Consider the following 20,266-nt stretch of genomic DNA (forward strand, 5'->3'; position numbering starts at 1 on the left):
CCTTCGCTGCGGCTCGATACCTAATAAGTTGTTATACGTTTAATAACGCGTTTAATTCGCCACGAGCTTCGAGTGCCATCATATCGTCGCAGCCGCCTATGTGCTGGTCGCCGATAAAGATTTGCGGCACTGTGTAGCCGCCATTTGCGCGGGCGATCATCTCGTCACGTAGCTCGGGCTGAAGGCCAATATCATACTCGGTATAAGTGACACCTTTTTTATCTAGCAGTGCCTTGGCACGCTGACAAAAGGGACAATAATCTTTGCTGTATAAAACTACATCGCTCATAACTTGCTCTTAATATTTCTTAGCGGCCCGATACCTGAGGTAATCCGGCACTTTGCCATGACTGCATGCCACCAGAAAGGATAAATACACTCTCAAACCCAGCTTTTCCTAGGTTGTTGGCAATGCCTGAGGCCGTCATACCCGTAGCGCATACCAATATAATGGGTTGGCTTTTATGCTTTTCAAGCTCTGCAAAGTCACTTTGTTTCGCTTTTTCCGCGCTAAGGTGGATGGCATTGGCAATACGCCCCGCCGTAAAGTCTTTCTGGGCGCGAATATCAACCACGACCGCGTCCTCGCGATTCACCAACAAGGTGAGCTGCTGCGGATTGATCTGCTTAATGGCCGAAAACTTACTTTTAAACCATCCCGAAATAAGCATAAACACGATAACCAACCAGATAATGCTTAAAATCGGATGATTACCGATAAATTCTATGTATTGTTCCATACGTTTTACTTTGTTAGTTCAAACCTTGAGGGCGGCACAAGTATACACATTTGCCTTGCACTTACCAATTAGTGAAATATTTTCTACTGCGATATTGCGCAAAAAACGGTAGGATATTAACAGCACGTGCACATTACCCAGGAGATACAATGACACAGCCCAAAAAGCCACTCGTTTTGATGATTCTAGACGGATGGGGTTATCGTGAAGAAAGCGAAAGTAACGCCATTTTGGCCGCTAACACCCCGGTTTTAGACAAACTTTGGCAACAATGCCCACATACGTTAATTTCCGGTTCCGGCATGGACGTAGGTCTTCCCGATGGGCAAATGGGCAACTCCGAAGTGGGTCATGTAAATCTTGGTGCCGGTCGCGTTGTGTACCAGGACTTTACCCGTATCACTAAAGCCATTGACGATGGCACCTTTGCCACTAACCCAGCGCTGGTTAACGCCATTGATGCCGCCGTAAATGCGGGCAAGGCGGTACACCTAATGGGGCTGATGAGCCCAGGTGGCGTACACAGCCATGAAGACCATATTATCGCCGCCATCGAGCTTGCAGCTGAGCGTGGCGCACAAGAAATTTATGTTCATGCCTTCTTAGATGGCCGCGATACGCCACCACGCAGCGCCGAAGCCACCTTGAAGAATATCGACGCCGCCTTTGCGCGCGTAGGTAAAGGCCGCATAGCCAGCCTTATCGGCCGCTACTATGCCATGGACAGAGACAACCGTTGGGAGCGTATTGAAAGCGCCTACGACTTGATGGTTTTGGGTGAAGCCGAATATCAGGCTGCCGATGCCGTAAGCGGATTGCACGCCGCCTATGAGCGCGGTGAAAACGACGAATTCGTTAAGGCAACCGTGATTGGCGATACTGCCGCCACCATTAATGATGGCGATGCGGTGTTGTTTATGAACTTCCGCGCCGATCGCGCCCGTCAAATGACGCGCACCTTTGTCGATGCCGACTTTAACGGTTTCAGCAAAAAGAAAACCCCACAGCTGGCGGCCTTTGTCATGCTCACCGAATACGCTGCGGATATCGACGCGCCGGTGGCCTTCCCACCCGAGCCGCTTAACAATGTGCTGGGCGAATGGCTGGCCAAGCATGATAAGACTCAGCTGCGTATTTCAGAAACCGAAAAATACGCGCACGTCACCTTCTTCTTCAGCGGTGGCCGCGAGCAGGAATTTGCAGGTGAGAGTCGTGAGCTGATCCCATCGCCGGATGTGGCTACCTATGATTTGCAGCCGGAAATGAACTCAGAGCTACTGACCGATAAGCTGGTCGAAGCGATTCACAGCGGCAAGTACGATGTGATCATCTGTAACTACCCCAACGGCGATATGGTTGGTCACTCGGGTGTTTTCGAAGCGGCAGTGAAAGCCTGTGAAGCCGTTGACCATTGTATTGGCCGTGTCGTGGAAGCCTTGGAACAAACCGGTGGCGAAGCCTTGATCACCGCCGACCATGGTAATGCCGAGCAAATGCAAAATGCACAAACCGGCCAGGCACACACCGCCCACACCAGCGAACCTGTGCCCTTTATCTATATCGGTCGCGATGCCGAGCCGGTAGCGGGTAAAACCTTGAGCGATGTGGCCCCGACCATGTTGCACCTACTAGGCATGGAGCAGCCTGCAGAAATGACAGGCTCGCCGATCATGCTGTTGCGTTAATCGTTACGCGTATGTTTAGGTTTATCCACCTAGGCTCACACACAGGAGTGTCGCTGCTAGGCGCGGCACTCTTGTCTTTGTGCGCCCTACCCGCCAGCGGTAATGAAAACCGCACCAAGCAAGACTTAACCGAAGTTCAGCAAGAGCTGAAGAAAAACCAGCAAAACTTTAAAACACAAAAACAGTCTCTGGGCTCGTTACAACAACAACTAAAAAAATCAGAGCAAGCCATAGCCAATAATGCCAAAGAGCTCAGAGAGCTCGATGGCCAGATCAGCGCCAATCGCAGGCAATACACCGAATTACAAACGCAGGCTGAGCAATTAGAGCAGCGCCGCAAAACCTTAGACATCGCCTTGGCGGCGCAGCTAAAAAGCGCCTACATGGTCGGTGGTCACGATTACTCCAAGTTACTACTCAATCAGCAAAACACCGCTAAGTTAGAGCGCACCATTAGTTACTATGACTACCTTAACAAGGCGCGCTTAAAACAACTGGATGAACTGCGCCAAACCCTCGAAGAAATTGAACAGAACCAATTGGCGCTGGCACAAAACCGCGAGCAACTAGAACAACTGCGCAGCCAAGAAGAACAGCAAAGGCAGCAATTGTTGGCTGCGAAATCCGAGCGCCAGGCTCAGGTACAGGCGCTGCAAAGCGAATTAAACCAGCTGCAAAGCTCCATCGCCTACCTAAAAGACAACGAACAAACCCTGATCACCACCATAGAAGAACTGGAAGACTCCAAGGCGCGCCAGGTTGCCATGCTCGGCCTTGGCAGCAGTAAGGGCAAATTAAGCTGGCCGACACGGGGGCCGTTAAAGCATCGCTTTGGCACCCGAAAACGCCCCGGCTTTAATTGGAAAGGGGTGGTGATCAATGCCAAAGAAGGCAGTAACATCAACAGCATCGAAGACGGTCAGGTAGTGTTTGCCGACTGGCTGAAGGGCTTTGGCTGGGTCATGGTGGTTGACCATGGCAAGGGCTACATGAGCCTCTACGGCCATGCTCAAGCCCTGCTCAAGGAAGTGGGCGATCAGGTCTATCAAGGTGAGACCATTGCCCTGGTTGGTCAGAGCGGCGGCCAGGTTGATCCTGGTCTATACTTCGAGATACGTCACAAAGGACGTGCCGTTAACCCAACTACCTGGTGCAGGTCCTCCTAAATGAATAGCGGCTGCGCCACAAGGGGCAGCCTATGTTTGCACATATCGCACTCATTTTTAGGCACTTTTCAATCTGGTGCATAGCCATTGCGCTAAGCATTTTCAGTGCCTCAGCAGCGGCGCAGGAGAGCCCGCTCGAAGAAGTTTTATTCCATATTAACCACTTTTATGTCGAGGAAGTGGACCGTGCCAAACTGGATCATCATGTGCTAAGCAGCCTGCTTAGTGAGCTTGATCCCTACAGCGAATACCTCGACGAGAAGGAATTAAAACGCCTGTTTGACGTCACCAATGGCGAATATAAGGGCCTGGGTATCGAGGTCGAAAAACGTCAGGACCATGTGGTGATCGTTTCGGCGCTGCCCAATTCTCCGGCCCAGGCCGCTGGTTTGCTTGGTGGTGATATTTTATTGGCAATCAACGACGTCGCTGTGCTCGATAAATCACTAGAAGACGTTTCAAAACTGATCAACAGCGTGAAAATGGTGAGGTCACTTTGGCCATTGCCCGCGCCGGACATTCACAACGGCTCGATTTTCACCTCACCCGTCAGCCCATCCATATAGAAAGCGTGAACAGCGAGCTGCAAGCGAACCGCACCGGGTACTTGCGCATTAACAGCTTTAATAACCACAGTTATCATGACGTCGCCCGTCATATCACCAAGATGCAGCAGCAAAGTGGCACGGCATTGAAGGGCCTGCTGATCGATTTACGGGATAACCCAGGCGGCACCTTCGATAGCGCTATCAATATCGCCGACCTGTTTCTTTCCACCGGCACCATAGTCTCAACCCGAGGCCGCTTTATTGAGGCCAATCAACGCTTTGTTGCCCAGCCTGGAGATATTTTAGAAGGCGCTCCCATCGTCGTGCTGATTAACCAAGGTTCGGCCTCCGCGGCGGAGATAGTGGCTGGTGCATTAAAAGATAATCACAGAGCCAAGGTGGTGGGAACCCGCTCTTATGGCAAGGGTTCGGTGCAATCGCTGATCCCATTAGGCGATGGCCGCAGTGCCTTAAAACTGACTACCGCCAAATACTATACCCCGGCGGGTATTTCAATTGAGGGGACTGGGATCACCCCGGATGTCGCAATTTTGCAACCAGACCTTTCCCAATCAAATAAAGAGGTTATAATCAATTTAGCGGCTGGGAAAAGTGCCAATAGCAATCTTACCGCTTTATTGGACACACAGTTGATAAAAGCCCAGCAACTGCTAGAAGAATACTAAACAATAATAATAGTGAGCCAATGCACAATGCATTGGCTCGAATAAAACCAATCGCATTAATGAAATTGGTTAATAACATCAACAGAAGAATAAATATTACTGTGCACACACTTAAATGGATTGCTGTGGTTGTGCTGCTGGTTTGCCCATTGGTAAGTCAAACGGTACAAGCAAAACAGGTGGCCATCGTTATCGACGATATTGGTTATCAACGTAATGATATAGCCGCCTTAAACTTACCCGGCCAGCTCACTTTTGCCATCTTGCCGTTCACTCCCTATGCAACCCGCTTTGCCACCCTGGCCAATGAGCAAAACAGAGAAATATTACTCCACGCGCCCATGCAATCCCTCAATGATCTTGCCCTTGGACCCGGCGCCCTGACCATGAATTTGCCTAAGGAAGACTTTCAAAGCCGCTTACGCGAGGCGTTAAACAGTCTGCCAAATATTAAAGGGGTGAACAATCATATGGGCTCGCTCTTAACGCAACAAAACATGCCGATGAACTGGACCATGGAAGTGCTGAAGGAGCAGGACCTGTATTTTCTCGACAGCAAAACCACCCCGCACTCCAAAGCACAAAGTATTGCCACCCTTTATGGCGTCGAGAACATAGCGCGACATGTATTTTTAGATAATATCACCAGTGAAAAACAGCTACGTTTTCGCTTTGATCAGCTCAAGCACATCGCCAAACGACATGATTATGCGGTGGCCATTGCCCACCCTTACCCGGAAACCTTTGCCTTTTTGCAAAGTGCCCTAAATGAGCTTAAAGCGGAAGGCATTGAGTTAGTGCCACTGTCACAGCTAGTACAGCAACGCACCCTGCGCCTGGCTCAAGCAAAAACGGCGAAGACCAGCGAATAACAATCGCTCGTTTTTCTGAGGACATAAAAAAACCGCGCCATGCGCGGTTTTTCTGATGTCTTTAAACAAGCGATTAGAATTGGCTGTTAGCCGCAGCTACCACATTGTCCACGGTGAAACCGAACAGCTTGAACAGCTCACCCGCAGGCGCCGACTCACCAAAGGTAGTCATGCCGATCACCTTGCCATTTAGGCCTACATACTTGTACCAGAAGTCGGCGATGCCGGCTTCAACGGCAACGCGACGAGTCACCGCTGCCGGCAGTACAGATTCTTTGTACGCTGCGTCTTGCTCATCGAACAGATCCGTCGAAGGCATAGATACCACACGCACCTGCTTGCCTTGTGCACGCAATTCGGTGGCTGCATCCATAGCCAGCTGTACTTCTGAACCGGTAGCGATCAGAATCACCTCTGGGTTACCGTCACAGCTTAGTACATAGCCACCCTTCTTAACGTTTGCCAACTGCTCTGCGTTACGCTCTTGCTGGGCTAGACCTTGACGGGTAAATACCAGTGAGGTTGGACCGTCTTTGCGCTCGATCGCTTGTTGCCAGGCGATAGCCGACTCAACCTGATCGCAAGGACGCCAGTTAACTAGGTTAGGGGTATAACGCAGGCTCGCCATTTGCTCTACCGGCTGGTGCGTTGGACCGTCTTCACCCAGACCGATTGAATCATGGGTATACACGAAGATGCTTGGCGTTTTCATCAGCGCCGCCATACGTACCGCGTTACGAGCGTATTCCATAAACATCAAGAAGGTCGCACCGTAAGGAATAAAACCTTTGTGCAGTGCGATACCATTCATGATCGCCGACATACCGAACTCACGCACACCGTAGAAGATGTAGTTGCCGTTGGCATCATCACTGGTCAAGCCTTTAGAGCCGCTCCATAGCGTTAGGTTTGAGCCGGCCAAGTCCGCCGAACCACCCATAAACTCAGGTAGCATAGGACCGAAGGCATTCAGGGCATTTTGTGATGCTTTACGCGTTGCCGGGTTATCCGGGTTTGCTTGCAGCTGCTCGATGTAGGCTTGTGATTTTTCAGCCCAATCCGCAGGTAGCTCACTGTTTTGACGACGCTCAAATTCCGCTGCTAGTTCAGGGAACTCAGCCTTATAGGCAGCAAACTTATCTTTCCAGCTTTGCTCTTTTTGCTGACCCGCTTCTTTTGCGTCCCACTGGCTGTAAACGTCCTGAGGGATCACGAAAGCGTCATGGCTCCAACCTAGGAATTCACGTGCCGCTTTAATTTCTTCATCACCTAACGGTGCACCGTGGCAGTCATGGCTGCCCGATTTATTCGGTGAGCCGTAACCAATCACGGTTTTACAACAAATAAGGGTAGGCTTGTCTGAGTTAGCACGACCTTCTTCGATGGCCGCGCGAATCGCTTCGCTGTCGTGACCATCAACGCCACGCACCACGTGCCAGCCATAAGACTCAAAACGTGCAGGAGTATCATCGCTAAACCAGCCTTCTACCTCACCGTCGATGGAGATGCCGTTGTCATCCCAAAATGCGATCAGCTTGCCAAGGCCCAGAGTACCCGCCAATGAACAGGCTTCGTGCGAGATACCTTCCATCAAACAGCCATCACCCATAAAGGTATAGGTGTAGTGGTCAACAATGTCGTGACCTTCGCGGTTAAATTGCGCAGCCAGGGCTTTCTCGGCGATAGCCATACCCACGGCATTAGTGATCCCTTGACCTAATGGACCCGTAGTGGTCTCAACACCCGGCGCATACCCATACTCTGGGTGACCCGGTGTTTTTGAATGTAGTTGACGGAAGTTTTTAATTTCTTCCATAGGTAGGTCATAGCCGCTTAGGTGTAGCAGCGAATAAATCAGCATTGAACCATGGCCATTGGACAGGATAAATCGGTCGCGATCAGCCCACTGAGGATTAGTAGGGTTGTGCTTTAAATAGTCGCGCCAAAGGACTTCGGCGATATCGGCCATGCCCATAGGGGCACCCGGGTGACCTGATTTAGCTTGTTGAACGGCGTCCATAGACAAGACGCGGATGGCGTTAGCGAGTTCTTTGCGAGATGGCATGAATTCTCCTACCTTTAAGTGTATTTGCGCTGGAAGATTCGCCTTTGCTCATGCTAGCGAAGGCAAAATAGGTGCCCATTTTTACTTATTCATACGCCCCCTGCAAATAAAACTTATGGCCAAAGCGGGTGACTTTAGAATTACTCATCAACTAGAGTAAAAACTTTAGCTTATTTAAGGGCAAGCAATAGGCTTGGAGAATGGAAATAAGTAATTTGGACGTCTAGGCGTAAAATTGCTATGCAAGGTGCGATCATTTAGCTAGAATACGCGCCTTATTTTTATGCTGCGCTGCGCCCAGAGGTTGGTGACGAGTTTGGGAAGCGCGAGACTTGTGAGAAAAGACCAATGGCAAAACATTTATTTACTTCTGAGTCAGTATCCGAGGGACATCCGGATAAAATCGCTGACCAAATTTCAGATGCGGTATTAGATGCTATTTTGGAGCAAGACCCGCACGCCCGTGTCGCTTGTGAAACCTATGTAAAGACCGGCATGGTTATGGTTGGCGGTGAGATCACCACCAGCGCTTGGGTTGATATCGAAGAGCTTACTCGTAAAACAGTACGTGAAATTGGTTACACCCATTCAGATATGGGCTTTGATGCGGATTCATGCGCCATCCTAAACACCATTGGTAAGCAGTCTCCAGACATCAACCAAGGTGTTGACCGTGCACGCCCTGAAGATCAAGGCGCCGGTGACCAGGGTCTAATGTTCGGTTACGCCTGTAACGAAACAGACGTATTGATGCCGGCTCCTATTACTTATTCACACCGCCTAGTACAGCGTCAAGCGCACGTTCGTAAAAACGGTGAGCTACCTTGGCTTCGCCCTGATGCAAAGTCTCAGGTAACCTTTGCCTATGAAAATGGTAAAGCGGTTGGTATCGACGCAGTTGTTCTTTCAACTCAGCACTGTGACACCATTTCACAAGACGCCCTGGTAGAAGCTGTGATGGAAACCATCATCAAGCCAACACTTCCGGCCGAGCTTATCACCAAAGCCACTAAGTTCTTTATCAACCCTACCGGTCGTTTTGTTATCGGTGGCCCTATGGGTGACTGTGGTCTGACTGGTCGTAAGATCATCGTAGATACATACGGTGGTATGGCCCGTCACGGTGGTGGTGCCTTCTCTGGTAAGGATCCATCAAAGGTTGACCGTTCAGCAGCTTACGCAGCCCGTTACGTAGCGAAAAACATCGTTGCCGCCGGCCTTGCAGATCGTTGTGAAATTCAAGTGTCTTACGCTATCGGTGTGGCCGAGCCTACCTCTATCAGCGTAGAGACCTTCGGCACAGGTAAATTAGACGAAGAGCACCTAATTGCACTTATCCGCAAGCACTTCGACCTACGTCCTTACGGCCTGATCCAGATGCTTGACCTTGAGCGTCCTATTTATCAGCCTACCGCTGCTTACGGTCACTTCGGTCGCGACGAATTCCCATGGGAAGCGACGGACAAAGTAGAAGCATTAAAAGCAGACGCGGGCTTCTAAGGCAACCGCAAACCGCATAGAAAAAAGCGCTCACTGAGCGCTTTTTTTATTTCTGCTTAAAGCCGGAGCAATCACCTTCTTGCAAAGGCAGAGGTGACATGACCTGGGTCTTAGGCAGCAACCGGCGTAAATTCATCAGCGTCTTGTAGACACTGTTTAGCGACACCCTGTTACTCAGCCAGGTGGGAATGGCACCGCCCGGGTCGGCCACGACCTCATATTCCAACACCAAACCATCCGTTCGCGGCGTTAGCGTCCACAGCGCTTCTAACTCTTTGATACGTACTCGCCCTCTCCCCACCTCTTGGTCGGGGTCCAGACTCTGGATTAACAAGCGTGAGCTTTGCCCCTGCAGGGCTTGGTAACAAGATTCGGTGTAGAGCTCCCTGTCGGCCACCGGCCAGGGCGAATTTAGAAGGGTAAAGACCAGGGTTTGATTGGCACTGGGACTGCCGAGTAAGTTAACGCGCTTAACGCCCTCAAGCCAATCGGGCGCATGCTTGGTGTCGTGCAACAGGCTAATAAACTGCGCCTTGGTGGCCTTGGCAATAAACAACTTTGCCTTTATGGCATAGTGTCCTTCCGCATTTTTATAATAGTGCACCTGGTATTGCTGCGAGTGCTTCCAGGTGCGCCAATTTGCTTGCTCCGCAAAGGCGTAGCTTTGCGCGCTCAGTAGACTAATCGCGCCAATAAGGCTGAATATTACGCGTTGCTTCACGACTTTGCTCCATGGCACCCAGTAGACTTTCCGTTTTCTGTGCCAGCCAGGCCTGGATTTTCGCCAGCTCCTCGCTGTCCTTGCCTTGGCATAGTTGGCCAAGGTAATTAAGAGTGAATAACTCGAAGGTGCCATGAATGATATCCAGCCAGGGGGCTCGGAAATTCATTCGCGCACTTTCATCGAACAAGGCGCCTAAACAACACCCGCTCAATAAATTACGCTCAAGACGATGTTTTAAGTTCAAGTATTCACTGCTTGAAAGCGGTGAATACTTGTCGACTAAGGCGCGCATTTCATGCCAGTCAAACTCCAGCAAATGAGCGGCGATCTCATGGATGTTTTTCTCCGCCGCCTGGAATTGCGACTGTCCCCAGGACTGTCGCCAGCCACGCTCGGTTAACCAGATGGTGAGATCTAACAGCAAGAGATTATAGCGTTTGCTGGTAAAGACCTTTTGCACTTCGTCAATGCTCGGTTGAATCGCTTTTAAATCGTCTATTACCTGCGCCAACTCGGGTGCCGCATTGATCTTTTTATAGTAAGCGTGCTTTTTCGAGGTAAAGGTTTTCAGTTGGATGGCGGTTTCCACCCAGCTTAATTCACTTAACAGCCATTTCAGCTCTGAGCGTAAGCGCTCGGTGTCCTGCTTTTCAACGATGTCGCTAAACAACCACAGGCTATGGCGAATAAGGCTAACTCCGTCGGTAATGCGTTTCAGGGTTTTTAAAGTAGGCTTTTGGAAATAGCATTCCTCGTGCTTTTGCACAAAGGTGATGCCATGGCTTAGACACTTCTCCAGCGCCCGCTCCTGTGAGTCGGCGTTGCTCAATGCCACCATGTCGATTTCCTTACTCGCCACCAGCGGCTGGTCATCGGCCAAACGGTAACCGCGCGCCGCCTTGGAGTAGAGTCCCATGCGCAGCGGCAGATTTTCAATCAGTTTTTCAGCGAGGGAGAAGAGTTCGCTGCGCTCGCCTTTAATCAATTCAATTTCTAATTCGCAGATCGGCTCAACGCTGGCATTGGCGGCCACCTCGCCCTTATCCAACACCACTTCAATCAAGGTGCCGGCCTGGGTTTCTAACAGCCAGGTACGGCGAATAAAGTTGGTACTAAAGAGCGGGTATAAGTTATCGGCGATGGCCTCGACCTGCACCCCGTGCGGCCAAATGCCGGCATCGAATTCACTCAACTCGGGACGGTTGCCTTCAATGGGCAAGTTAAACTCTGGACGCTGATGCAAGCCCCCGACATTGTCGCCGGCAAGCTTAATGGTTTGCTCGCATTGACCATCGCAGCAGCGTGTACGTAGACCTATATCCAAGGCCCGCAGTTCACGACTGGGAGTATCAAAGTAGGCGTTTTGCAGATTACGTGAAGGCTTGTTGGTTACGGTTTTTGCAAACTGTGTGATAAGTGCTGGAATTGACGGAATGACCGCCTCAGAAACTAAAAATTTCAGCTCTATTTCAGTGTCCATGCGTTATAGAAGACCAATGAAATTGACAAGAAGACAACATAAACAAAGCCGTCAATGAATGCAAACTTTTTGCATGCTTTTAGGCCCTTAGAGACAGGGCTGGGTTACAAAATCGGCCTTGCCAATCGCCACGTCAGCCAATACTATGCCTCAATCAACATCTTATTTACGTAAACAAGGTTTAGTTGCATGCTAAAACACCTGTGTGTTGCGCTACTTTTTATTTCCAGCGCACTAATCACCAAGACGGCCCATGCCGCACCAAGTACCGCTTATATCAGTGACGATTTATACATTTTCATGCACTCTGGCGCGGGTAAAAACTACCGTATTGTCGGCTCTGTTAATGCCGGCACCGAAATCAAGCTGGTTACCGGCACCGAAAATAACGGCTTTTTCGAAATTGTCGACGATAAAGAGCGCCAAGGCTGGGTAGAAAGCAAGTTCATCAATCAAGAGCAAAGCCTTAAGGTAAAACACCAAAACCTGGCCGAAGAGTTGGCCAGCACCCAGCAGAAGTTACGTGATGTGCAGGCTCAGGTACCACAATTACAAAGCATGAACAGCGATTTAACGTCGCAATCCGAGCAATTACAGGCCCAGCTTGATCAAGCCATTGCCGAGCGCGACGCCATTCAAACCAAACAGCAGAATCTGCGCGCCAAAGAAAAGCGTCAGTTACTGACCTATGGCGGTGCCATTGCCTTTATCGGTTTATTCCTGGGGATCATTTTAACCATCTTCCTATCGCGCAGAAAGCGCTACGATGGTTGGGCGTAAACTCGCCTTTACATGACTTACAATAAAAAAGAGCGCTTAGGCGCTCTTTTTTATAACTCAATTCGCAAGCCGGTGTCTTCTTTCACCTTTTCAATCACCATATAGGTATGGTGTGTGCCCACCCCGGGGATATCAACCAAATCGCCAAGCACCTGACGGTACTCATTCATATCACTCACCCGCACCTTAAGCAGGTAGTCATAGCCGCCAGCCACCATGTCACACTCCACGACTTGCGGGGTGTTCATGATGTGCTCCTTAAAGGTTTTAAACACCGAGGTATTGGAGGTTACCAGTGACACCTGTACATGAGCCAAGAGGCTTTGGTTAAGCTTTTGCTCGCTCAGTTTGGCGTAATAGCCCTCAATAAAACCATCTGTTTCCAGGCGTTTAACCCGATCCAGGCAGGGACTGGGACTTAGGTTCACCTGTTTAGCCAGGTTTACATTAGAGATGCGACCATTTTTTTGCAGCTCATCAAGGATGGCTAAATCGATTCTATCTAGGACTCGAGACTTGGCTATAAACGACATAACAGAATTTTATACGGGCAAGCTACAAATATACCCTGTAAATTATCGTAATTGCCAAAATTAAACCAGCATATTCTGCGGTATTTTCTTTAGAATGCCCGCGAATGTGTATTCCTTAAGAGCGCAATCTTAACCGCACACACTGAATATCCACGTAGGTAAAATCTACACTCTCGCAGTTAGAACCTACAATGTAGTAATTGTCGTAACCGAGGCCCCACCATCTCACCTTGTGGTGTAGGGTACAGTTGCTATGTTTAGACTCCGTTATTTTGAGGGTTGCTTATGTTATTTGAAGGCAATTTGATTACTGAATGCCCTATTCGCCAGAAGATCCGTGATTTTTATCGTATTGATGAGAATGAAGTTATTGATCACATTCTTCCTCTGGCCGAAGTAGGCGTTACGGCACGCAGCCGCGCATGGGAGCGCGCTCGTCAAATGGTATTGAACATCCGTAAGGACCAAGATGGTCAAAGTGGTGTTGATGCATTATTGAATGAGTTCTCTCTGTCGACTGAGGAAGGGGTGGTGTTAATGTGTTTGGCGGAGGCGTTATTGCGCGTGCCAGACAAAGCAACACAAGAAGAATTAATTCGCGATAAGCTAGCCAAGGGCGACTGGAGCTCACACTTGGGTAGCAGCGACTCACTGTTTGTTAACGCTTCATCTTGGGGCCTATTGGTAACCGGTAAAATGGTTAACTACAGTGACAAAAATAAAGAAGACCAATTTGGTCTACTCAAGCGCACCGTAGGTCGTTTGGGTGAGCCGGTGATCCGCAAGTCTGTAAACTTTGCGATGAAGATCATGGGTAAGCAATTCGTTATGGGTCAAACCATTGACGAAGCCATCGAACGTGCAGCAGAAACCGAAAGCAAGGGTTACGTGTATTCGTACGACATGCTGGGCGAGGGCGCTCGCACCATGCGTGATGCAGAACGTTATTACAACAGCTATGTCACCGCGATTCATGCCATAGGTAAAGCGGCCAACGGTCGTGGCCCGGTGAAAAGCCCGGGTATCTCGGTAAAACTTTCGGCAATTCACCCACGTTACGAGTTCACTCACCGTGAACGCGTGATGGAAGAGATCGTACCTAAGCTTAAAGACTTGGCGCTACTTGCCAAGCAATACGACATCGGCCTTACCGTTGATGCCGAAGAAGCGGATCGCCTCGATATCTCATTAGACATCATCGAAGCGGTATTCAGCGACGCCGAGCTTGGCGACTGGCAAGGTTTTGGCCTAGCCGTTCAAGCCTATCAAAAGCGTGCAATCTTCGTTATCGAGTGGCTAACCGACCTAGCTCGCCGCGTTGGCCGCAAGCTTATGGTGCGTTTGGTTAAGGGTGCCTACTGGGATACCGAAATCAAAACCACACAACAAGATGGCTTAGATCACTTCCCGGTATTTACCCGTAAAGCCACTACCGACGTTTCTTACAAAGCCTGCGCCATTAAAATGATGGATGCACGGGACGCTCTTTACCCTCAGTTTGCAACCCATAACGCCTACACAGCGGCAACCATTTTGGAAGTAGCTAAAGGCGACAACGAAGGGTTTGAATTCCAGCGTCTACACGGCATGGGCGAGTCTTTATTCGACCAAATCGTGATCAAAGAAAAAATCCAGTGCCGCGTATATGCACCAGTTGGTCAACATGAAGACCTGCTTGCTTACCTGGTACGTCGTCTACTTGAAAACGGTGCTAACTCGTCATTCGTTAATGCCATCGTTGATACGTCTAAGCCGGTTGAAGAATTACTGCCGGATCCGGTAGAAACCCTGCAAGGCTTGCGTAACAAGTACAACAAGCAAATCAAACTGCCGATTGAACTATACGGTGACGAGCGTCCTAACTCCAAGGGTATGGACCTAACCGATATCAATGCCATTACGCCATTAAAAGCGAATCTGGATGCCTGGTTTGCCGAGCACCTTATCAGCGAAGATCAGGTTGCCGAAGGAAACCTAGCGGTGCGCAACCCTGCAAACCACAAAGAGATCATCGGTCAGCATCGTTTGCACAGTGGCGACGATATGCAAGCCCTGCTTGAAAATGCCGAGAAAGAGTTTATTTCTTGGTCGGCTACCCCGGTTACCGAGCGCGCCAACTTACTACGTCGCATTGGTGACATTCTTGAACGTCACCACGATGAACTGGTTGCCTTGTGTATCAAGGAAGCAGGTAAGGTGACTCAAGATGGTATCGATGAAGTACGTGAAGCCGTTGACTTCTGTCGCTACTACGCTGCCCGTGCCGAAGAGCTAGCAGAAGATGAGCGCTTTGAAGCCCGTGGTGTGGTGCTATGTATCAGCCCATGGAACTTCCCTCTGGCCATCTTCCTAGGCCAGGTGGTAGCTGCGATCGTGACCGGTAACACGGTTATCGCCAAGCCAGCTGAGCAAACCAGTCTAATCGCGCTGCGCGCCATTGAGCTAATGCAGTCTGTAGGCCTGCCTGAGCACGTTGTTCAGCCGGTGATCGCCCGCGGTAGTGAAGTGGGTAAGCACATAGTGCCTGATGAGCGCATTCAAGCCGTAATGTTCACCGGTTCAACGGAAACCGGCACGCTGATTTCGCAAACACTTGCAGCGCGTAACGATATCCAGGTACCACTGATCGCCGAAACCGGTGGCCAAAACTGTATGATCGTTGACTCTACAGCCCTGCCTGAGCAGGTTGTAGACGATGTGATTAATTCTGGCTTCCAAAGTGCCGGTCAACGTTGTTCTGCACTGCGCGTATTGTTCCTTCAAGACGACGTTGCCGACGGCATTATCGAAATGCTTAAAGGCGCGATGGCCGAGCTCCATGTTGGCGATCCGGCTTACCTATCTACGGATATCGGTCCGGTTATCGACGACAAAGCACTGAAAGCGCTCACCGCGCACGTTGAGTACCTAAAAGGCAACGCCACACTGCACTATCAGTGTGAAATCCCTGATAACAACGAAAACGGTGCCTTCTTCTTTGCACCACGTTTGTATGAAATCAAGGATTTGTCGGTACTTAAGCGTGAAGTATTTGGTCCTGTTGTTCACATCGTTCGCTTTAAAGCGGGTGAGCTGGATAACGTGATTGATCAAATCAATAACACGGGTTACGGCCTGACCATGGGCGTTCACTCACGTATCGAAGAGCGTTGTGAGTACGTTGCCCGTCAATCGCGTGCCGGTAACGTCTACGTTAACCGTAATATGATCGGTGCTATCGTTGGCGTGCAGCCATTTGGTGGCCGCGGTCTTTCTGGTACGGGCCCTAAGGCCGGCGGTCCTAACTACCTGCTACGTTTGGTTAAAGAGAAGGCATCTCCAGAGAACGTGCAGATGACCAACCTACCAGCGGATGAAGCGGATCTACACCACTACTCAGGCGCCAATGAAAAAGTAGAGGCGCTTATGGCAACCTCTATGCGCGATGAGAAAATCTGGCGTGCAACGGCGCTAAACGACCGCGTATCGGCACTGCGTCAGCTATTGGCAAAAGTGGCTACGGTAGAGATCATCGACGAGCTAGCAGACGACCTGGCCAAGACCTTAAGCGATGCACGTACGCAGCTTAACCGCATTGAAAAGCGCATGAAGCGTCCTAAGGTATTGCCTGGACCAACGGGTGAGTCGAACATTCTTTACCTAGAACCTCGTGGTTGCGTGGTGTGTTATGCCGATAAGAGTACTTCGTTCAACTTCTGGGCGATCTCGATTATCACCGCGCTGGCCGCGGGTAACACGGTTATCACCGTTGCTTCAGAGCTCTTCTATGAGGAAGCCTTGGCATTCCGCGACAAGTTCATCGCAACCGGTGTAGCCGAGGGCGTACTGCAGGTAGCTAAGCCGAACCAGCTACAAGCCATCTTGGCTCACCCTCACCTAGCCGGTGCGGTTGTAGCGGCACGCTCATCTCGCTTGGGCTACTTCGCACAGCAGTTAGCTAACCGTAAGGGTGCTATCCTGCCGGTGATCAGCGCCGAGTACTACGATACCCTGATCAACCGTCTACTGACGGAAAAGACCATCAGTATCGATACCACGGCATCGGGTGGTAACACCTCGCTGATGACCCTAGTAGAAGACGAAGAATAAATCGTCAGCTACTGAAAAAGGCGCCAATTGGCGCCTTTTTTATTATTCTCTCAACGCCTAAACGCCGATAAGCCGGTGCCTCTCTTAAGGCCAATCCTGCATCGCTTCCAGTGAGAACTCATAGTTATCGACGCTTAGAATTGTCTGCTCCGGGGTGATCTCCACCACCCGCAAACGCCCCACTGTATCGCCTTCATACAACTCATAACCATTGAGCTTAATCCAGCGTCTATCCTGCGCGGTAGCATAAATATGGGCTTGATAGACCAAAGGTGGAATACGGCTCTGAATTGCGTCCCGGCAGCAACTCGATGGGCTCTACCATGGCACTGCTGCGCGACGCGGTGGTGACGGTATCATCGTTTTGCATGCCTTCGGTGGCGGCAACGGCGTCGGCAAACGCACGTTTTAGATCGTTTGACACCCCTTGTAACTCGGCATCGTTATAGCTGGGAGTCGAAGAGTAGTTCTGCTGGGTTTGCTGATAATCATTATTGCCCTGCTCCATTGGCTTACCCACCACCTTGTATTGGCTGGTATCGACCTGCTGCGCCGCAGGATTAAAGCCCTGTGGGTACTGGCCTGCGTTTGCCATCATTGGATTGCCATAGGCGGGCACCCATTGCATATAAGTGCCGGGACCATAGGCCTGTGGCATTTGTCCCATCACATACACGGGCACCATTTGCTGATAGGGCTGAGCGAATTGCACCGGCACCTGCAGGGCATTTACATTAACCTGCCCCTGCGGTAGCCCCTGCAGTTGCCCCTGCTGTGAATTCATCTGAGCAACCCGTTGGCCATTCTGCGGATTATCGGTTGGCTGTGCTTGAGACAAAGCCAACTCGGCATTCACCTGAGCCGGAGAGGCCGATTGCGCCGTACCGACATTCGCATTGGTCGGCTGCTGCCCCTGTGATTGCATCTGCGCTTGCATCTGTGTCTTGGCCTGCACCAATAGCTCATTGCTATTATCCTGCCACCATTTGCCGGCAAAATAACCAACAACCAGAACCACGGCGACTACCACCAGGGCGACTAAACCCCAACTTAGGCGGCGATAAAAATCTAGCGCCTCTTGTTGCGATGTATCGGGCTCAGATTCTAGGGCACTCGATTGATTTTGTGATTGTTTTAATGCGTCTAATAACAGCGACATAGTAGAGCCCTAAATAAAGTAAGATAAGCCAATGCCCACGGCGAAGAGCATCATAACCCCGCCCAGGGTAAAAACAAAACGTTTACCGCGGCTCTCGGTACCGTTATTTTTCTGACTTGGTAAGGTCTCCGGCAAGGCTTCCTGAGCTGCCCGAGTGACCAATTTTTTGCTGACCTGATTTACCTGGGCCGAATAGGCACCGAGCAAGGCGCGCTCGCATAACAGGTTGATCAAGCGAGGAATACCGCCGGTCAGTTGGTGAATTTGCTTTACCGCGGCACGATCAAAAAGGATCTGCCTGCCACCGGCAATTTTAAGGCGGTGTTTAATATAGGCATCGACCTGGGCCAGCGTCAGTGGTAACAGGTGGTATCGGGCGGTAATGCGCTGTGCAAGCTGGCGCAACTCATTACGACGCAACAAGGCCTGCAATTCCGGTTGGCCAACGAGAATAATCTGCAACAGCTTTTTATGGTTGGTCTCTAAGTTGGTAAGTAAACGCAGCTGCTCCAATACCTGCGGCGCCAAATGTTGTGCTTCATCGATGATCAGCATGGTATGACGGCCATTAACATGGTTGCTTAGCAAACGGCCCTTAATGCGGTCTGTCAGCGTCTTCAGGGTGGCGTTTTGGTGATCATACTCGATCTCCAGTTCATCACAGATACTCGCCAACAATTCCAGCTCGGACAAGGTGGGGTTTAGAATAAAGGCCACCTGAGTCGAGTCCGGCACCTGCTCAAGCATGCACCGGGTTACCGTGGTTTTGCCGGTGCCCACCTCGCCGGTCAGCAACACAAAGCCGCCGGACTCACCCAAACCATGCGTCAGGTGCGCCAACGCTTCATTATGGCGCTCACTGAGATAGAGATACTCGGGGTTTGGGGCGATGGAAAAGGGTTTTTCGGTTAAGCCAAAGTAATCTAGATACACAAATAGGTCCTTAGTTTTTGCCACAGGCCTTACCCGGAAAACCTCCCTGGTAGGCACTAAGCGCTGCGGTTTAATTAAATTATCACTCGCACTTCTTATAATGGCAAAAAAACCGCCATGATAAAACTCTGTTACAATCATCTTTTTAGCCGCTCGGGAAAACGGATGCAAACATATTTAGTCGGTGGCGCTGTACGCGACCAGTTATTAGGGCGACATGTCAAAGAACGCGACTATGTGGTGGTGGGCGCCACCATCAAAGAAATGAAACACCTTGGTTACACTCAGGTCGGGAAGGATTTTCCGGTATTTTTGCATCCGCAGAGCAAAGAAGAATATGCCTTAGCGCGCACCGAACGTAAACAAGGCCAGGGCTACACCGGTTTTATTTGCGACTTTAATCCGGATATTACCCTAGAGCAGGATTTAGAGCGCCGCGACCTCACCGTCAATGCCATCGCCCAAGACGAACAGGGACAGCTAATCGACCCTTTTGGTGGCCAAGACGACATTGAAAAACGCTTGCTCCGCCACGTCAGCCCCGCCTTTAGCGAAGATCCACTGCGGGTGTTGCGGGTGGCCCGTTTCCGCGCCCGCTATCACTACCTGGGCTTTAATGTTGCTGAAGAAACCCTGACCCTGATGCGCAACATTGCCCATAGCGGCGAGCTTCAAGCGCTGACCCCAGAGCGAGTGTGGATGGAATGGCAAAAGGCTCTTGACGATGGTTATATCCATGTTTTTATCGACACCCTCGCCCAATGTGATGCCCTTAGTGCACTGAGCCCAGCTTTAGCTACCTGCTGGCCCACGGAAAAACAGCGTTTAGAAGCGCGCATCGACTATGGCCGCACTCACCACTGTGCTCCCCCCTGTCAGTTTGCGCAAGTGATGCAACCGCTGGATGACACAGCAAGACAGGCGTTTTATGAGCACTACCGAGTGCCAAAGCAATATATCGAGCTGGCCGAAGCACTGGCCAATCATGGAACCCTACTCGGACAAGCGAATTGGCAGGCCAAAGAGCTGATTACGCTTTTTAATCGATTGGATATTTGGCGTCGTCCACAACGACTGGACGATTTAGTTCAGGCTTATGGCTGTGCCCAGTTGGGCGATTTTGGCGGCCAATCCCAACTGCTCGAGGCGGCCGCGGCGGCGCAACTGGTGAATGCGCAGACCTATATTCGCCAGGGCATCCAGGGAGCGGCCATAAAAACGGCGCTGGCCCAGGGACGAGTTGAGGCCATAGAGAACATTTTGGCCCCATGAAAACAAGGGGCCAAGTTTATTTCTTACTCGCCAA

18 protein-coding genes are annotated in these 20,266 nt (G+C 50.5%); 9 read left to right on the forward strand and 9 right to left on the reverse strand.

What is annotated here, in order from left to right; all coding sequences use genetic code 11:
- Positions 1-31: 31 nt before the first annotated feature.
- Complete coding sequence (gene grxC, locus C2M36_RS04690; protein ID WP_105253925.1) at positions 32-289, reverse strand: glutaredoxin 3; 258 nt, start codon at positions 287-289, stop codon at positions 32-34.
- A 19-nt stretch (positions 290-308) separates the two neighbouring features.
- On the reverse strand, positions 309-740 hold the full coding sequence (locus C2M36_RS04695) for a rhodanese-like domain-containing protein (protein WP_105188400.1): 432 nt from the start codon (positions 738-740) through the stop codon (positions 309-311).
- Positions 741-889: 149 nt separating this feature from the next.
- Between C2M36_RS04695 and gpmM the strand changes: the two genes are divergently transcribed.
- From gpmM to C2M36_RS04720, 5 genes are read left to right on the forward strand one after another with little or no spacing between them, the layout of a single operon-like run.
- Positions 890-2,425 (forward strand): 2,3-bisphosphoglycerate-independent phosphoglycerate mutase, encoded by a 1,536-nt coding sequence (gene gpmM, locus C2M36_RS04700; RefSeq protein WP_105253926.1) that lies wholly within the window; start codon positions 890-892, stop codon positions 2,423-2,425.
- Between the two features lie 11 nt (positions 2,426-2,436).
- Positions 2,437-3,591, forward strand: coding sequence for a murein hydrolase activator EnvC family protein (locus C2M36_RS04705; protein WP_105253927.1), 1,155 nt, complete (start codon positions 2,437-2,439; stop codon positions 3,589-3,591).
- Positions 3,592-3,623: 32 nt separating this feature from the next.
- Positions 3,624-4,157, forward strand: a complete 534-nt coding sequence (locus C2M36_RS16965; protein WP_105253928.1) for a S41 family peptidase — start codon at positions 3,624-3,626, stop codon at positions 4,155-4,157.
- Positions 4,088-4,825: a S41 family peptidase gene (locus C2M36_RS16970; protein WP_105253929.1), complete on the forward strand. Its 738-nt coding sequence runs from the start codon at positions 4,088-4,090 to the stop codon at positions 4,823-4,825. Before C2M36_RS16965 ends, C2M36_RS16970 begins: the two co-directional genes overlap by 70 nt.
- A gap of 59 nt (positions 4,826-4,884) precedes the next feature.
- Complete coding sequence (locus C2M36_RS04720; protein ID WP_105253930.1) at positions 4,885-5,697, forward strand: divergent polysaccharide deacetylase family protein; 813 nt, start codon at positions 4,885-4,887, stop codon at positions 5,695-5,697.
- Positions 5,698-5,770: 73 nt separating this feature from the next.
- Here C2M36_RS04720 and tkt read toward each other — a convergent pair whose 3' ends face one another.
- Positions 5,771-7,762: a transketolase gene (gene tkt, locus C2M36_RS04725; RefSeq protein ID WP_105253931.1), complete on the reverse strand. Its 1,992-nt coding sequence runs from the start codon at positions 7,760-7,762 to the stop codon at positions 5,771-5,773.
- 348 nt (positions 7,763-8,110) lie between these two features.
- Here tkt and metK point away from each other — a divergent pair, with 348 nt between their 5' ends.
- A complete protein-coding gene (gene metK, locus C2M36_RS04730) occupies positions 8,111-9,262 on the forward strand; it encodes a methionine adenosyltransferase (RefSeq protein ID WP_105253932.1) in 1,152 nt (383 codons plus the stop codon).
- A gap of 46 nt (positions 9,263-9,308) precedes the next feature.
- Here metK and C2M36_RS04735 read toward each other — a convergent pair whose 3' ends face one another.
- A complete protein-coding gene (locus tag C2M36_RS04735; RefSeq protein WP_158678855.1) occupies positions 9,309-9,983 on the reverse strand; it encodes an START domain-containing protein in 675 nt (224 codons plus the stop codon).
- Positions 9,943-11,466 (reverse strand): CYTH and CHAD domain-containing protein, encoded by a 1,524-nt coding sequence (locus C2M36_RS04740; protein WP_105253934.1) that lies wholly within the window; start codon positions 11,464-11,466, stop codon positions 9,943-9,945. The genes C2M36_RS04735 and C2M36_RS04740 overlap by 41 nt, the downstream gene beginning before the upstream one ends.
- 189 nt (positions 11,467-11,655) lie before the next feature.
- Here C2M36_RS04740 and C2M36_RS04745 point away from each other — a divergent pair, with 189 nt between their 5' ends.
- Positions 11,656-12,246 carry a TIGR04211 family SH3 domain-containing protein gene (locus tag C2M36_RS04745; protein ID WP_105253935.1) on the forward strand — a complete coding sequence of 197 codons (591 nt, stop codon included), beginning with the start codon at positions 11,656-11,658 and terminating at the stop codon, positions 12,244-12,246.
- 50 nt (positions 12,247-12,296) lie between these two features.
- On the opposite strand, the gene C2M36_RS04750 is transcribed toward C2M36_RS04745, so the two are convergent.
- Positions 12,297-12,779 carry a winged helix-turn-helix transcriptional regulator gene (locus C2M36_RS04750; protein WP_105253936.1) on the reverse strand — a complete coding sequence of 161 codons (483 nt, stop codon included), beginning with the start codon at positions 12,777-12,779 and terminating at the stop codon, positions 12,297-12,299.
- A gap of 285 nt (positions 12,780-13,064) precedes the next feature.
- Here C2M36_RS04750 and putA point away from each other — a divergent pair, with 285 nt between their 5' ends.
- On the forward strand, positions 13,065-16,868 hold the full coding sequence (gene putA / locus C2M36_RS04755; RefSeq protein ID WP_105253937.1) for a bifunctional proline dehydrogenase/L-glutamate gamma-semialdehyde dehydrogenase PutA: 3,804 nt from the start codon (positions 13,065-13,067) through the stop codon (positions 16,866-16,868).
- Positions 16,869-16,952: 84 nt separating this feature from the next.
- Here putA and C2M36_RS04760 read toward each other — a convergent pair whose 3' ends face one another.
- The 3 genes from C2M36_RS04760 to C2M36_RS04770 are packed head-to-tail and all read right to left on the reverse strand — an operon-like array spanning position 16,953 to position 18,960.
- Positions 16,953-17,138: a general secretion pathway protein GspB gene (locus C2M36_RS04760; RefSeq protein ID WP_158678856.1), complete on the reverse strand. Its 186-nt coding sequence runs from the start codon at positions 17,136-17,138 to the stop codon at positions 16,953-16,955.
- Positions 17,098-18,027 carry a hypothetical protein gene (locus tag C2M36_RS04765; RefSeq protein WP_105253939.1) on the reverse strand — a complete coding sequence of 310 codons (930 nt, stop codon included), beginning with the start codon at positions 18,025-18,027 and terminating at the stop codon, positions 17,098-17,100. Before C2M36_RS04765 ends, C2M36_RS04760 begins: the two co-directional genes overlap by 41 nt.
- A 9-nt stretch (positions 18,028-18,036) precedes the next feature.
- Positions 18,037-18,960 (reverse strand): ExeA family protein, encoded by a 924-nt coding sequence (locus C2M36_RS04770; RefSeq protein WP_105254006.1) that lies wholly within the window; start codon positions 18,958-18,960, stop codon positions 18,037-18,039.
- A 165-nt stretch (positions 18,961-19,125) separates the two neighbouring features.
- On the opposite strand from C2M36_RS04770, the gene C2M36_RS17100 reads away from it, so the two are divergent.
- On the forward strand, positions 19,126-20,232 hold the full coding sequence (locus C2M36_RS17100) for a tRNA nucleotidyltransferase (protein ID WP_105253940.1): 1,107 nt from the start codon (positions 19,126-19,128) through the stop codon (positions 20,230-20,232).
- Positions 20,233-20,266: the final 34 nt, after the last annotated feature.

The sequence above is a fragment of the Pseudoalteromonas sp. T1lg75 genome, assembly GCF_002964705.1.
Classification (GTDB): Bacteria; Pseudomonadota; Gammaproteobacteria; order Enterobacterales; family Alteromonadaceae; genus Pseudoalteromonas.